13 protein-coding genes are annotated in these 14,676 nt (G+C 42.9%); all 13 read right to left on the bottom strand.

Features of this window, described 5'->3' with window-relative positions:
• Nucleotides 1-129: 129 nt before the first annotated feature.
• Nucleotides 130-2,433 carry a carbamoyltransferase HypF gene (gene hypF, locus MSKOL_RS15770; protein WP_048157608.1) on the bottom strand — a complete coding sequence of 768 codons (2,304 nt, stop codon included), beginning with the start codon at nt 2,431-2,433 and terminating at the stop codon, nt 130-132.
• Nucleotides 2,434-2,859: 426 nt separating this feature from the next.
• On the bottom strand, nt 2,860-3,483 hold the full coding sequence (locus MSKOL_RS15765; RefSeq protein WP_197078781.1) for a V-type ATP synthase subunit D: 624 nt from the start codon (nt 3,481-3,483) through the stop codon (nt 2,860-2,862).
• Between the two features lie 5 nt (nt 3,484-3,488).
• Nucleotides 3,489-4,871: an ATP synthase subunit B gene (locus tag MSKOL_RS15760; protein ID WP_048122521.1), complete on the bottom strand. Its 1,383-nt coding sequence runs from the start codon at nt 4,869-4,871 to the stop codon at nt 3,489-3,491.
• Between the two features lie 2 nt (nt 4,872-4,873).
• Nucleotides 4,874-6,610, bottom strand: coding sequence for an ATP synthase subunit A (locus tag MSKOL_RS15755; RefSeq protein ID WP_048122519.1), 1,737 nt, complete (start codon nt 6,608-6,610; stop codon nt 4,874-4,876).
• Nucleotides 6,601-6,903 carry a V-type ATP synthase subunit F gene (locus tag MSKOL_RS15750; RefSeq protein ID WP_048122517.1) on the bottom strand — a complete coding sequence of 101 codons (303 nt, stop codon included), beginning with the start codon at nt 6,901-6,903 and terminating at the stop codon, nt 6,601-6,603. The genes MSKOL_RS15755 and MSKOL_RS15750 overlap by 10 nt, the downstream gene beginning before the upstream one ends.
• Nucleotides 6,903-7,985 (bottom strand): V-type ATP synthase subunit C, encoded by a 1,083-nt coding sequence (locus MSKOL_RS15745; RefSeq protein ID WP_048157607.1) that lies wholly within the window; start codon nt 7,983-7,985, stop codon nt 6,903-6,905. Before MSKOL_RS15745 ends, MSKOL_RS15750 begins: the two co-directional genes overlap by 1 nt.
• Nucleotides 7,986-7,991: 6 nt before the next feature.
• Complete coding sequence (locus MSKOL_RS15740; RefSeq protein WP_048122513.1) at nt 7,992-8,543, bottom strand: V-type ATP synthase subunit E; 552 nt, start codon at nt 8,541-8,543, stop codon at nt 7,992-7,994.
• 194 nt (nt 8,544-8,737) lie between these two features.
• On the bottom strand, nt 8,738-8,983 hold the full coding sequence (locus MSKOL_RS15735) for an ATP synthase (protein WP_048109111.1): 246 nt from the start codon (nt 8,981-8,983) through the stop codon (nt 8,738-8,740).
• 4 nt (nt 8,984-8,987) lie between these two features.
• Nucleotides 8,988-10,922 (bottom strand): V-type ATP synthase subunit I, encoded by a 1,935-nt coding sequence (locus MSKOL_RS15730; protein ID WP_197078780.1) that lies wholly within the window; start codon nt 10,920-10,922, stop codon nt 8,988-8,990.
• Complete coding sequence (gene ahaH, locus MSKOL_RS15725; protein ID WP_048122509.1) at nt 10,915-11,244, bottom strand: ATP synthase archaeal subunit H; 330 nt, start codon at nt 11,242-11,244, stop codon at nt 10,915-10,917. The genes MSKOL_RS15730 and ahaH overlap by 8 nt, the downstream gene beginning before the upstream one ends.
• Nucleotides 11,245-11,999: 755 nt before the next feature.
• Nucleotides 12,000-13,181, bottom strand: coding sequence for a radical SAM protein (locus MSKOL_RS15720; protein WP_048157604.1), 1,182 nt, complete (start codon nt 13,179-13,181; stop codon nt 12,000-12,002).
• Between the two features lie 151 nt (nt 13,182-13,332).
• Nucleotides 13,333-14,220 (bottom strand): geranylfarnesyl diphosphate synthase, encoded by an 888-nt coding sequence (locus tag MSKOL_RS15715; protein ID WP_048157603.1) that lies wholly within the window; start codon nt 14,218-14,220, stop codon nt 13,333-13,335.
• Nucleotides 14,196-14,390, bottom strand: a complete 195-nt coding sequence (locus MSKOL_RS15710; protein ID WP_156151118.1) for a hypothetical protein — start codon at nt 14,388-14,390, stop codon at nt 14,196-14,198. Before MSKOL_RS15710 ends, MSKOL_RS15715 begins: the two co-directional genes overlap by 25 nt.
• Nucleotides 14,391-14,676 lie beyond the last annotated feature (286 nt).

The raw sequence follows: 14,676 nt of genomic DNA, 5'->3' as shown, positions 1-14,676 counted from the left end.
AATACTCAAATTTTTCGAAAAAAAAGTAAATGCGTAAGAGAATGCCGAAATCTTACTAAATCCCATCGTTTAAGAGAAGATATAATCATATTTTATAAGAAATAGCCTGCCCGACGGACAGAAAAGTTTTTAAAATTTATTCTCAGGATTTATGCTCAACCCTGCCGCAAGAGCTTGCCCGAATGAGATGCATCCGTCTCCACAGGGAACCTGGCGGTGAGCCAGGAATTCAAAACCTGCTTCTGTAACAGTTCTTGCAATGCACGAAGTGATATGATTGTTATAGGCAACTCCTCCACTAAAGCCTATCTTCTCAAGCCCTCTTTTTGCGGCAAGAGATATGGCAAGTTCCGAAATTCCCTTTGCAAGGTTTTCCTCAACCGCAAAAGCAAGATCAGCAGGGGAATACTTTCCGGAAAGTTCATATACTCCCAGAAGAAGCTCGGTGGTGTCAAGCAGAGGAACTCCGGAGAATTGATCTTTCCTGAATATTATGGGAAGATCTACGAAATGGGTACTCTTTGTTGCGGCAGATTCGAGTTTCATTGATGGCTCCCCGTCATAGGTTCTCATCTTGCAGATCCCGAGCAGGGCAGCTGCTGCATCCAGTACTCGTCCTGTGCTGCTGCTTTGAGCAATATTTATCCCGGTTTCAAGCTGTTTCATCACAGTTGAAAACTCCATAGCTCCTTTCGGAAAAGAAAGGGGAAGTTTTTCCAATTCTGCTCTCCCAAGCTTCTCAAAAAGAATCCCCAGAACCATTCTTGAAGGTATCCTCGAGGCAAGGTCTCCACCTGGCATTGGTTGAGGGAGTAAGTGCCCAATACGTTCGTATCCAAAGTAAGAGGATTCAAAGAGTTCCCCTCCCCATACTGTACCGTCAGTGCCATATCCTACGCCGTCAAGCGCGATTCCGAGAATTCGGGAATCCAGGGGAAGAGAGTTATCAGCCATAAGCGCTAACATGTGAGCGTGGTGATGCTGAACCTGAAGAGTGTCCTCCCCTCCCATCTTTAGCGCGAAACGTGTTGTGTTAAATGCAGGATGAAGGTCACAGCCCCAGTAAAGGGGCTCGATTCCGGTAAGTTGGATCAGATGCCTGACAACTTCGGAGTGGTACCTGAAGGTTTCTACATGACTGGTATTTCCTATATACTGAGAAACATAGGCAAGTTTTCCTTTTGCTACAGTAACCGTAGAATTCATTTCAGCCCCCACGCCTACAGAAGCCTGGATTTCGAAAGGCAATTCTACGGGCTCAGGCACAAAACCACGGGAACGGCGAATAAAGGCCGCCCTTTCATTTACAACCCTGATAACCGTATCATCATTCCGGTTTGCGATAACCCTGTTGTGCAGCAGATAATAATCGACAATCCCTTTAAGTTTCTCAAGCGCCTCTTTATTCTCAACGACCATGGGCCTTCCTGGAAGGTTTGCCGAGGTCATAACGTATACTGCATCAGGCACGAGATCAAAAAGCAGATTCTGAGTGCCTGTATAGGGAAGCATAACCCCTATATTGTGCAGGCCAGAAGTAACTGATTCTGCCAGGTTTGATTCCTTTGACCTGGGGAGCACGGTAATAGGCCGGCGGTAAGAAGTTAAATATTCCCTGCCTGCACCTTCAAGTTCTGCAAAGGTTTCCGTAACTGCAGCAGTTTTTGCCATGACCGCAAAAGGTTGTTCCGGGCGCCTTAACCGCCTCCTAAGCTCGTTTACAGGCTCCTCCTTTCTCGCATTGCAGGCTATATGAAAACCCCCAAATCCTTTTACAGCAAGAATTGAGCCCTGTTGAAGGAGATCCGAAGCATGTGCAATTGCTTCATAACCTTTTACCAGGACATTTCCTTCGGAGTCCGAAAGCCAGATTTCTGGCCCGCATTTTGGGCAGCAGACAGGCTGGGCATGATATCTCCGGTTGAGAGGGTCGATATATTCGGTTTCACATTCCGGGCAAAGAGGAAAATCTACCATCGTGGTATTTTCCCGGTCATAAGGAAGGGTTCGGACGGTTGTATATCTGGGCCCGCAGTTTGTGCAGACTGTAAAAGGATAATGGAAATACCTGGAAGAAGGATCAAACATCTCAGACCTGCACTGTTCGCAAATAGCCGTATCAGGAGGAATTATGGAATTTTCAAAAACCCCGGATTCACTGGGCACGATAATAAATTTTGAATACCCGGAAAAAGGGACATTTTTTGTTTTTAATTCCTTAACTTTAGCCAGAGGAGGTTTTTTTTCCGGGAGTTCTTTTATGAAATTATCAAGGCTTTCCTTATTTCCCTCTATGAGGATTTCCACATAGTTTCCGAGATTTTTCACGTACCCAAAAAGCCTATGGGCTTTTGCAAGCTGATATATAAAAGGGCGAAAACCTACCCCCTGAACAGTACCGGTAATATGAAGAAGCCTTGCTTCGTTTTGCATATAAAATAGAAATTACTGTTTGTCGTTAAAATAGCTTTCTAAATAATAAAAGTGTCCGACAGCATGGGAAATAAATTCAAACCTCAACTACACAGATTATAAAAACAGAAAAGTCATGTTTCAATCCAGGTAAACAATAACATTTTTAAAACAGGCATAAAAATGATATATTAATCCAAAATAAATTTGGACAGATTCAAAAATCTATGACTGAATTCAGGATCAGAATCATCCTGAAATTCAGGTCATATAAGCGGAGAAATTGTTCTTATCATAATGATGAACCCCAAAACCATCATCAAAAGGGAAATTCTCCAGGCCACCTGCAACAGGCGGGCCTGGTTTTTGGGTTCACCCAACTTGAATACTGCTCTTTCAACCAAATTAGGTCGATCGTCACATGCAGCCATTTTAAATCAAGCTTGATTATTTCATTCTCGCCTTGACTCTCTTCAACCTGGAAGTACCTTCCCTTTCCATCTCTTCGAGGGTAAAACGAATGTACTTCATGGTTGCAATGAGGTCCGGAATAACTTTGAATTCGAGAGCGTTTACACGTCTCTTAGTCTTCTCAATTTCATCAAGAAGTCTTTTCATCGTTGTTTCCAGCTCTGCTGCCGTAATAATCTTTTCTACCAGGATCTCATAGGCATCTGCAGACTCATCAATATATGAATTTGTCCCAACGATACCATAACCTCTCTCAACAAGAGATTTGCGGACACCAGTAGAGCTGATTTGTGGCACCACAACACCCATGATGTTGTGACCTGAAAGCTGAATTTCGGGAGATTCCTTTGCTGTAAAGGCTGTTGACTTGACTGCAACCATTCCATTTACAGCAGAGGCAAGATTGATTTTTTCTGCAGCGTTTAGATAGGCAGCGTCTAGTTCGGTTCTGACGTTCCTTGCCTCGTTAAGAATCTTAAAGAACTCAAGAATAAGACCATCTCTCTTCATCTTAAGGAGCTTGTGCCCACTTTCAGAGAGCTTGATTTTTTTCTTGAGCTCAATCAGCTCCGACCGAGTTGGTTTTACGTCTTGAGCCATGGTAATCACTGACCCTTTCTGTGTGCAGGATGGTATTTCTGGATGTATTTGTTGTCAATCCTACCCAGCTGGTTTTCAGGCAGGTGTGCAAGGATTTTCCATCCAATGTCCAGGGTGTCTGCAATTGTCCTGTTTTCGTTTCTGCCCTGTGTAACGAAATTCTGTTCGAAAAGGTCAGCAAACTCAAGGAACTTGACATCTCTCTCAGATAGAGCTTCTTTACCGACGATAGCCACTAGACCTCTCAGGTCACGACCTTCTGCATAACCTGCATACATCTGGTCAGAAACTGCCTTGTGGTCTTCCCTTGTCTTGCCTGCTCCAATACCGGAGTTCATCAGCCTTGACAGAGATGGAAGCACATTAATTGGCGGGTAGATACCTTTCCTGTGCAGTTCCCTTGAAACCACAATCTGCCCTTCGGTAATATACCCGGACAGGTCAGGAATCGGGTGGGTAATATCGTCACCAGGCATCGAAAGAATCGGAATCTGGGTAACTGATCCCTTTGCGCCCTTTACAATACCTGCGCGCTCATAGAGGGTTGCAAGGTCAGTATACATGTAACCAGGATACCCACGACGACCAGGGATTTCGTTACGGGCGGCACCCATCTGACGAAGAGCTTCTGCATAGTTGGTAATGTCAGTCAGAATGACAAGTACGTGCATGCCGTGTTCGTATGCCAGATATTCAGCTGCAGTCAGAGCCATACGCGGAGTAACTATACGTTCGACAGCAGGGTCATCTGCCAGGTTCAGAAACACAACAGCCCTTTCAAGAGCTCCGGTCTTTTCGAAGTCGCTCATGAAGTACTGGGCTTCTTCATTGGTAATACCCATTGCTGCAAAAACTACTGCGAAAGCAGATTCAGATCCTGGCACAGCAGCCTGCCTTGCGATCTGCAGAGCAATTTCGTTGTGTGGAAGACCTGAAGCTGAGAAAATAGGCAGTTTCTGTCCACGGACAAGGGTGTTTGTCCCGTCTATTGTGGAGATACCTGTCTGGATGAAATCCTTTGGAGGCAGCCTGGCATATGGGTTCATTGCAGCTCCGTTGATGTCCAGAAGCTGGTCAGGCACAATCCTGGGCCCACCGTCAAGTGGTTCTCCTGAACCTGAAAGGATCCTTCCGAGAAGGTCAATGGATGCAGGGAGCTTCAGGGTTTCCCCTGTGAAAACTACACCGCACTCCTTGTCCAGACCAGTAGTACCTTCAAAAATCTGGATAACTACTATGTCTGAAGACGAGTCCAGCACCTCACCTCTGCGGCTGGTTCCATCAGGCAGATTGACAGTAACTATTTCTTTATAGCCTACAGGCTCTGTTTTTTCAACAAAGATAAGTGGCCCCGCAATCTGAGTGATTGTCTTGTATTCTTTTACCATGCTTACCTACCTCTCAGAGATGCAAACTCTTTATCCATCTGTGCCAGGACAACGTTCATAGACTCAGTAAACTTCTCCTCATACTTGACCTTAGCAAGCACATTTTTGGATTCAAGCTTGAGAATTTCAGGTACTGAAACACCTGATTTCAAGGCATCCATCGCAGCGTCTCCCCATTTCATGATAGCCTTCAGGATCTCGTACTGTTCAGAGAACGGGCTGTAGGCATCTATTGGGTGGAATGCATTCTGCTGCAGGAAAATTTCCCTGATCATACGGGTGATTTCAAGCAGAAGCTGCTGATCTTCTGGCAGAGCGTCGGAACCTACAAGCTGCACGATTTCCTGCAGTTCGGATTCTGTCTGGAGCATTTCCATTGCTCTTTCTCTCAAAGCCACAAAATCAGGAGCCACGTTTTCTCCAAACCAGTCATTAAGACTGTCCTTGTACAGACTGTAACTGTTCAGCCAGTTGATAGCCGGGAAGTGACGCCTCTGAGACAGTTTGGCATCGAGAGCCCAGAACACTTTTACGATACGCAGGGTGTTCTGCGTAACAGGTTCTGAGAAGTCACCACCAGGTGGAGATACTGCTCCAATAACAGTAATGGAACCGTTCTCACCGCAGAGACTCTCCGCAACCCCGGAACGCTCGTAGAATTCAGCAAGCCTTGCAGACAGGTATGCAGGATAACCTTCTTCACCAGGCATTTCTTCCAGACGGGAGGAGATTTCTCTCATAGCTTCTGCCCACCTGGAAGTGGAGTCTGCCATAAGGGATACGTCTAATCCCATGTCACGGTAGTATTCTGCAATGGTGATCCCGGTGTACACAGATGCTTCTCTTGCGGCCACAGGCATGTTTGAAGTGTTAGCAATAAGAACAGTACGTTCCATCAGTGGGCGCCCGGTCTGCGGGTCTTCGAGTTCAGGGAATTCACTCAGAACATCTGCCATTTCGTTTCCGCGTTCACCACAACCGATGTAGACCACAATTTCGGTGTCACTCCACTTTGCAAGCGACTGCTGAGTAACGGTCTTTCCCGACCCGAAAGGTCCTGGAATTGCAGCCGTTCCGCCTTTTGCAACAGGGAAAAGCCCATCAAGGATTCTCATTCCTGTAACCAGAGGCCTGGTTGGAGTGCGTTTCTCTCTAACAGGTCTGGGCCTTCTGACAGGCCACTTTTGCATCATCTGCAATTCGGTCCCATCAGTCAGGGTACAGATTGTGTCCATTACCGTAAAGTTTCCGCTCTTTATATCGGCAATTGTGCCTGAGATATCAGGTGGCACCATGATTTTATGTTCGATATTCACGGTTTCCTGTACAACACCGATTATTTCTCCACCTTTTACGACATCGCCTTTCTTGACAATGGGTTTGAAATCCCAGAGTTTCTGGTGGTCAAGTCCATCTGCAGTGACACCTCTGCCAATGAAACCGCCCGTCCTTTCGAGCAGGACATGCAGTGGTCTCTGAACCCCATCATAAATACTGGAAAGAAGACCCGGACCAAGTTCCACGGACAGAGACGATCCTGTAGTATAACAGGGTTCCCCTGGCTTGATGCCTGCGGTCTCTTCGTATACCTGGATGATGGTCTTGGGCCCTAATATCTGGATGACTTCACCCATTAGACCTTCATTACCGACTTTGACCAGGTCATACATTTTTGCCTGCAAGCCGGTAACGGTGACGACAGGCCCAGACACACGATAAATTACACCTTTTACTTCCACAGATCAACACCTACCGCTTGTTTTATCTTATCTCTTAAACTCGAGCCTGATCCGCTGCCTCCCAGGGCTACCACTGTAGGCTGGACTGACTCATTCAAGTTTTTCCTTAGAATTTCCGGCAGATCACTAATGTCATCATTATGCATTATAAGAATCCCGACACTTTTATCTTCAAGCACCGATTTTACAATGGATTCGGTAGCTGTGGTGTCCGCGGCTTCATAAACCTTCCTGACACCCGCCAGTCTGAATCCTGTAACAAACTCGCTCTTTCCGATCACTGCTAATTCCATTAGATAACCACCAACTGGTCTTTGATTAACTCATCACTGAGGCCAGTCTCCTTACCCCTGAAGATAATCCGGAGATTAACTACCTCATTATGTTTATGAATGATATAATCCAGAATAGGTGCAACTGAGATCGGGGATACATGCGAAAGAATGGTTGAAGATTCAAGATAATATCTTGTGAGCCTGCTTTCAAGAGTAGTCAAAGAATTCATATCTGAACTCGTAACACTTGAAATTATATCCCAGTATTGAGTCCTTTGAAGCTCATTGACAAACTCGTCATATGGGAGAGTCGCCAGTTTCTCAAGTTTTAGCTCGAGACCGCCTTCAATCATGAGAGGCATGATTTCATCAAGCTGCACAACTCCTGCTTTTTTCAGCCTGAAGAGGTTAATTAGATTCTTAACGTCTACTTCCAATCTGACAATTTTAACAAAGAGCTTGCGGTCCTTGGATCTTGGTTTTCCGATTGCTTCAAACAAGCCTGTATAGTATACCTTGTCGAGTTCGTTTTCGATGTATGCCAGGTTAGTTCCGTCAAACTTTTGCAGCAAGGGGTAATACTCGGAATATTTCAGGGATTCAATTATTTCTTGATATGTGGCCTTGGCTGCAAGCTCTGACATTGAAGTGTAAGTAAACTCACCGGCAGCAATCAAAGACTCGACAATTTCTTCAACAGGCGCGTTGTAAATTTTACCACGGAGAAGTGTTTTTATGTTCCAGATGTCATATTTTTTGAGATATGCGACAACCAGATAATTCAATTCTCCTGAGGTGATTCGTACCAATTTATCATAGGTGAGCGCAAGATTTCTGTTCAATGCGTGTTCTGCCAGATCGCCACCACTATATTTCATTGCCAGTTCATCAATGTCGTTTTTGTATTCAGACTCTTGGATAAAGCGGGTAATTTCATCAATCCCCATATTGAGAAGCCGGGGATACGATTCTTTTGGGAGCAGCTTGCTCTTCATAGCGCGGACACGGGTTACGGCGTAGGGATAATTTGAAGTGCCATTTTTCTTCTTATCGGATTTTCGTGAGGGTTTTTGTCCCCAGAGTCTCTCCAAAAGCCGCATCGAACATCACCCGTATAATATATCAGATATCTGCTTCAGTGAACGCTCATACACGTTTTTCAGGATTGAATCATATGTGAAATCTAACCTGACCGTCCCGTCCTCGTTTTCCAGAATAACTCCGCCGATAGAACCAATATTGCCAGCATAAGATAAAGAAGTCAACTTTTTGACGATATCTTCTGAATCTTTAGAAGAGTAAACTCTAGCACCGCTAGCTTCGTACTTGCTGAGAATAGTTTTCAACAGCTCTTCTTTTTTGGATGCCGGCATTGACTTGATTTTTTCAACTGTCTGGACATAAACTTTATCTAGAAGATCCTTACGCTTATTAAGCGTAATTCTTTTCACTTCCAGATTTGCACTTGATATGACCTGCTGGTGCAGATTTTGGAGGTCCTCTTCTGCCTTGGCAAGACTGTCTCCGAGTGTCTTTTTCTGTACTTCTTTAGCTTCATTTAGAATCTCGGAGGCCTTTGCATCGCCTTCGGCTTTTATACGGGAAACCTCAGCTCTTGCACCCTCTTGGATGTCTTTTACAACAATCTCTAGTCCCATGCTTACACCTCCAAATAAATTTAGAGCAAAAAAGTGCTCTAAAGCCTAGAGCAAAAACTCTAAGCTGCTTAGAGTGCAACGATACCTAAAGAAAACTTAGAGCATTATAACAGCTTCAGGCCTACCTGGCAAGGAAAAAGGCCCAGGTAAGCTAAAGCAATGCTCTAAGAAATTTAAGAGCAGAGCTCTTAAATTTAAGCAGAATTGATAAGCAGTGCGACGACGAGACCGAAGATAACAATGGTTTCTGGAATGACAGTAAGGATCAGGCCCTTACCGAATAATCCTTCGTTTTCTGCCATTGCGCCGATTGCTGCTGTACCGATATCTTTTTCAGCGATTGCAGATGCATACCCAGTAATTGCGATTGCGATTGCTGCACCGAGTGCTTTCATTCCTGCTGCGTCCAGAAAAAGACCTGCTGTTGCTCCATCTACCATGTTTTTATTCCTCCGTGTATTTTCTTATATATCCGAATGGGTTGAATTTTCTGCCCCCGCCTTGATAGAATTTTCCAAAGAATTCTACATACTGCAACCTGAGTGCATGCAGTCCGGGAGCGATGATACTCAGAACGGTGTTAAGAGCGTGTCCGAGTATAAATACGATAATTGCAGCTATTGCCGCGAAACCAATCTGAGAATGATCAGCCCAGATCATTTCAAAGGCGATATCATTTACTGTACCTGCGATATAAATCGAAGAAAGACCGACTGCAATAATACGGGCATACGAAAGAGCGTTACCCATCAGAGACGGCAATTCGACCACACCGGCGATACCCTCACCCATAGCGAGCATCGCAATTCCAAGAACAAGAACAATAGCACCGACATACATCAATGCTGAACCGCCAAAATAACCAACAGCTGCAAGAAGTACACCAAGCTCAATAATCATCCAACTGCCTTTTTCAAGAATAGCGTGTTTCATCCCGTGGTGTCTTGCAATGTTTGAAAATCCGAACAAGAACCCGAGATTTAAGTGAATCAGTCCGACGAAGACGCTTAGTGCAATCATACTCATTACCATGTGAGCCCTGTGAATTGGGAAAGTAAATGCCTCTCCTCCGATTGAATTGAACAGGGTTATTGTATGCCAGAACGGAATTAAACCTTGTTCTTCATGCGTACTCGCCAGAGGGAACCCAAGGAACTCACCATAAATAAGTCCAAAGACTATAGACCAAATCTGACAATAGATAAGAATATTCATGAGATCACTAACTGCATCTGACTTCATTGCTTTTTTAATAGCCAGTGCAATTGTGCCCAATATCAGTGCATATCCGATGTCTCCGAGAATCATTCCATAGATCAGCGGGAAAGTAATGAATATCGCTGAAGATGGATCAATTTCGAAATATCTAGGTCTAGAATACAGATCCATAACCTGCTGCAACGGTGCCACAACTTTTGAATTATTGTACTCGACAGGAGCATCATCTTCTTCCTCATGATGGACTTCGAGGCTGGTGATGTATGCCTTGCCTTTAGTGGCACTGTTAACTACACTGACAACCTTGTCATAACTCTCGGTGGGAGTCCATCCATCGATTATGAATGCGTTTTCAGATGTAGCTATTCTAAGAGGCAGCTCTGCTTTCTGACTCTCGATACTCAGGACTTCGTCGCTTGCAAGGATAAAATCGGCATACCTTGTTTTCAAGGACTCGATCTCGCCCTTTAAGGATTCAATCCTTCTAGTGACGTCGGCTTCTCTCTGTTCAATGGATCTCAAAAGTTCGCTTGGGACACCACCTCTTTCTGGAACTCTAAGCTCTTTGAATCCAAGACCCTGAAGTAATTCGTAAACTTTATCGGCATCATTTTTAGCTACAAACAGTACCGCTGTTTTTGATTGGGAATCAAAGTACAGTTCGTAAGCCTGGGTGATACTTGAAATCTGACTTGTTTCTACATTATTTTTTAAAGTGCCTGCGAAAACCTTGAGGTTTTCATAACCACGATAATATTCAAAGTCAAGATCAATGGGCAGATAAGGCATGATTTCCCTTTTCTGGGAGTCCATATCTTTTAATTCATTTTCAAGCTGGGAAATTGATTCCGTTTTAGCTGAAATTGTCCTGTCCAGTTCATTTAACTTCGAGTCAAGTTCACGCAGAACAGCATCAGATTTCTGAACTACCGGTTTTTTGCTTTCAATCCCCAAATAATTGGCGATAGAGCGGATCTTCACAAGCTTTTTAGAGACTTCTTCTGCGTTTTTAAATGGCTTGCTGATCTTAAAACCAGACTCGTCTTCGACAAAGTCTTCGACGTGAAAAAGATTTGTATCATGTAATGCATCGATGGTTTCTTTTAGAATGCTTTTATGCCCGACAATAACGGCCCTTGTCATCTCTTTAGGTCTACTCATTAAGGACCGCCCTCTCAAACTCCTGTACAAGGTAATTGACGGATTTGTCGATGTTAGCTTGAGCTTTTTGGGACATGGCTAATGCGTTTTTCTCACCATCGTTTATGATCTTATCTTTTTCCTCCAGGATCTTTTTTTCACCCTCTTTAAAAGAGTCTTGTGCAGCTTTATGTGCATCGATTTCGGACTGTTTCAGGATTTCCCTGGCTTCAGCCCGAGCTTCGGAGATACGCCTGTTTTTAGCTTCAATGGCCTCGTCAACCATTGTTTTAGCGCTTTCCTCTGCTTTTTTGATTTCAGATAAGATTTCATTTTTAGCCATGTGAATCTCCGTCTCTCAAAATTTAATATATAAATTAATAATTAAAAATCCCTACTCCAATGGAGGTAGTTAACAAATCCTTCGCGAAAGAACTATATAACAGCTTCGGTTTTATCAAAGAAGAGTCGAAGAACTATAATGAAAAATCATTACATATACAAGTTATAAGATATTTTTAAGAAAATTAATAATATAAATAGCAAAATATAAGGTTAAAATGAAAAAGATTAAATATAACAGTAAAAAATAATTGAATACTGACAGTGAAATATAATTAAGTATCGAAAAATTATCAAATAAAGTGCTGAAAAAAAAGTGTGAAGCGTAACCTGAATAAGTCAAATAAAATATGGAGAATATATTCAAAACTCTATTAAAGTCAGTTAAAAAATTATAAATGAATCAATTTATTCAAGGAATTCTAGCCTCTTTTTTTTAAAATAAACGCTTTTAATGAGGTTTTTAAGTAATTATAATAAGTTGCTTTATTCCACCAAAACTGTGAAAATTTTTATCTAGTCAAGTCCATTTTCGAGAAAATCAAACCATCAAAAGTTAACTTTTGAAAAATGGACTTTTGTCCAGGCTCAGAAGACAGATAGATCCAGTATGCAAACATCAGTATTCAAAATTTGACATAGAAAATTAACCAGTTTTCAAAGAAAAAATGATTATTTCAGGAAAAAAGCTCTAAAAATACTTATTACTGAAGTCAACAATTGAAAAAATAAAGTTAAAAAATAACATAAAAAATGTTATTTAACTCGGTAAGGGATCTTTGCGCCCTGGGGTATTGTATGGATATATTCTTTCCTGAAATCAGGGTTGCGCATCATGCAATATGCGGCATCATCTTTTTTGTAGGCTTTGTGCTTACCCATACGCTTCCAGATAGTTTCCAGGGGCTCTTCACAGATATTTCCAAAGGAGAGAGGAGTGTAGGCACACGGCATTACTTCCCCGTCCGAAGCAATGTGCACCCACCGTCTTCCTGCAAAGCACCCAAAAAGACTCGGGCCCAGGAAATACGGAAACGCGGTTACCCTGGGGCCTTCAGGTTTAGAGTTCATTTTTTTCTGGAATTTCTCAAGCCTTGAGACATCGTTTTCCCCTATTACCTCATCTTCGTGCTCAAGCCAGCGCCCGACTGCAATAATTTCATAGATTGAAAGTTCATGCATTCCAAGGTTAAATGCAAGGTTGTAAAATTCTTCAAGGTCATCGATATTGTGAGGAGAAACAACCACAAACATATCAGTCAGGATCCCGGCGTTGATTGAATTTTTGATTCCGGTGATTGAATCTTTGTATGCACCTTCTCGGCCCCGAATACGGTCGTGTTCGGCTTCAAATGGGCTGTCCAGACTAATTCTTGATGCATATAACCCTGCGGCTTTCAGATCCTTTGCCCTTTCTTCGGAAAGCTTGAAACCTGAGGTGAGACAGGTAGTAATTGCCCTGGATTTATCTACTCTGGCTACCATCTCTACAAGATCATCTCGAAGCATGGTCTCCCCGCCGTCGAAAGAAATAAGATAAGACCCAAGCTCCAGGCTCTGGTTTACAGCTCTGGAAATTTCATCCAGGGTAAGCTCCTTTTCTGGCTTGATACCGGCTGCCCCACAGTGGATACAGCGGTTAGGACAACGAGCCGTAATTCCTATTGAGAACTGGTCAGGAACCCTTTTTTTCCGGATAGCTGCGATCTCAGCACCTATCACCCGGCTGAAAACAGGCCCCGGAATAGGTGGGATCCATGTAGAAAAAATAATCTCATTTTCATCCACTGAAATGGGTTTTTCTTCTGCAAAAATGTTGTTTATGCGTTTGAGGAAAGGCTTTGCAAGCTGGGAAAGAGGACCTTCTGTATCAAGCACAATTTTTTCGTTTTCTGTACTGGCATTTACCTTAAGCACCGGACTATCATATACTCGCATGGATACACCTGGTAAAGTTGTTGGCAAAAGTTGGAAGACTTATTAGAAGTTAGAGAACTTATTAGATTAGATAATTAAATAATATTATTTTCCATTTTAGATACTGGAAATTTGGCAGTGTCACAGTTCATTTTTCAGGAAAAGCTGAGCATTAAACAATCTCAAGCATATCAACAGTTATATAATCGGTAATCTGAAAGAGTTTGTCCCTTGCCGGACATTCATTAAATGTCAACAGTGTCTCTTTTGCGGCATTAACACGCAGTTTTACAGCTTCTATAGATTTTTCTATTGCTTCTTCTTTTGACATATTCTTCATGTAAACATGCGGCAGAGTTTCAGATGTGAATTTCGATTCCTTGCCTTCGACCACTTCAAGAAACTCAAGAATATCGTCAACAATCTGGTATGCAGTTCCCAGGCAATTTCCAAAGACATTAAAACGCCTGGTCAGAGTTTCGTCAGCCCCTCCAGTGTATGCCCCTATGGAAGCACTGATGGCAAATAAAGAAGCCGTTTTCTTGTAAATGCATTCGAAATAGTTGTTTTCTCCAAAATTGTCCTTATCGAGCTTCAGATCAAGGACTTCTCCTTCAGCCATATCCATCCCGGCTTTCCCGAAGTCTCGGACCACTTGTTCCCCATATGGAGAAATAAACTCAAAGCATTTTGCAATCAGATAATCGCCACAAAGAAGAGCCCTGGAAGGGCCAAATTTTTCAGGGGCTGAAGGCAGGTTTCTTCTAACAAGCCCCTGATCCAGCAAGTCATCATGGATGAGGGAAGCCGAGTGCATTATTTCGATAGCAAGAGCTGCATTGAGGCTCTGATGGTATGCACCTGAACAGATCTCACTGGAGAGAAGGAGGATTATTGGTCTAATTCGTTTTCCTCCGGTATTACAGACATGTTCTACCATTTTTTTTAAGCTGGACTCGTTCATTTGATCAATGAAGTTATTTATTCCTGATTCAACATATCTGTATTCTTCCCACTCTTCAATATTCATCAATATTACTCCGTGTACTTGAACGGGCATCTGGTAACGATCTTATTCGCCTCAAGCTTAAGTTCAGAAACACAGTCTCGTAAATACTTATTGTTTCCTTCGGCAAGGTTAGAAGGAGAGCTGCCTGGAGAATTGCCTGTATATTCTAGATGAACCTTCAAGTTCTCATTATTTTCGTCCCTTAGTTCAAAAACTGTCATTTTGGGGGCCATCTTAAGATTTCCATATTGAATAATTTTCTGGAATTTCCAATTATTTTCTGGAATTTCTCATTATTTCCTGAAATTTTATAATTATTTTCTGGAATTTTATAATTAGTTTTGAAATTTTACCTTTTGCCCGATATGAGCTGGGAGATTAGATAGAACCTAAGCTATTACAAAACGCCTATCTGCAGACTCAATATCGTGCAGCCTTATAAAGAACACTCCAAAGCGCACACGCCAGAACAGACCAGCAGTAAGAAAAAGTGCGAGCAGTATTCTC

The organism is Methanosarcina sp. Kolksee (assembly GCF_000969945.1).
GTDB lineage: Archaea > Halobacteriota > Methanosarcinia > Methanosarcinales > Methanosarcinaceae > Methanosarcina > Methanosarcina vacuolata.
The sequence above is the reverse complement of the archived record's forward strand: the minus strand, read 5'-3'. Positions and strand labels throughout refer to the sequence as shown.

Excerpts from the sequence above, each read along its gene's own strand:
- MSKOL_RS15745 (WP_048157607.1), bottom strand. The coding sequence starts at position 7,985 with ATGCGGCTTTTGGAGAGACTCTGGGGACAAAAACCCTCACGAAAATCC.
- MSKOL_RS15715 (WP_048157603.1), bottom strand. The coding sequence starts at position 14,220 with ATGCCCGTTCAAGTACACGGAGTAATATTGATGAATATTGAAGAGTGG.
- MSKOL_RS15760 (WP_048122521.1), bottom strand. The coding sequence starts at position 4,871 with ATGGTAAAAGAATACAAGACAATCACTCAGATTGCGGGGCCACTTATC.
- hypF (WP_048157608.1), bottom strand. The coding sequence starts at position 2,433 with ATGCAAAACGAAGCAAGGCTTCTTCATATTACCGGTACTGTTCAGGGG.
- MSKOL_RS15740 (WP_048122513.1), bottom strand. The coding sequence starts at position 8,543 with ATGGGACTAGAGATTGTTGTAAAAGACATCCAAGAGGGTGCAAGAGCT.
- MSKOL_RS15730 (WP_197078780.1), bottom strand. The coding sequence starts at position 10,922 with ATGAGTAGACCTAAAGAGATGACAAGGGCCGTTATTGTCGGGCATAAA.
- MSKOL_RS15765 (WP_197078781.1), bottom strand. The coding sequence starts at position 3,483 with ATGGCTCAAGACGTAAAACCAACTCGGTCGGAGCTGATTGAGCTCAAG.
- MSKOL_RS15750 (WP_048122517.1), bottom strand. The coding sequence starts at position 6,903 with ATGGAATTAGCAGTGATCGGAAAGAGCGAGTTTGTTACAGGATTCAGA.
- ahaH (WP_048122509.1), bottom strand. The coding sequence starts at position 11,244 with ATGGCTAAAAATGAAATCTTATCTGAAATCAAAAAAGCAGAGGAAAGC.
- MSKOL_RS15735 (WP_048109111.1), bottom strand. The coding sequence starts at position 8,983 with ATGGTAGATGGAGCAACAGCAGGTCTTTTTCTGGACGCAGCAGGAATG.
- MSKOL_RS15710 (WP_156151118.1), bottom strand. The coding sequence starts at position 14,390 with ATGACAGTTTTTGAACTAAGGGACGAAAATAATGAGAACTTGAAGGTT.
- MSKOL_RS15720 (WP_048157604.1), bottom strand. The coding sequence starts at position 13,181 with ATGCGAGTATATGATAGTCCGGTGCTTAAGGTAAATGCCAGTACAGAA.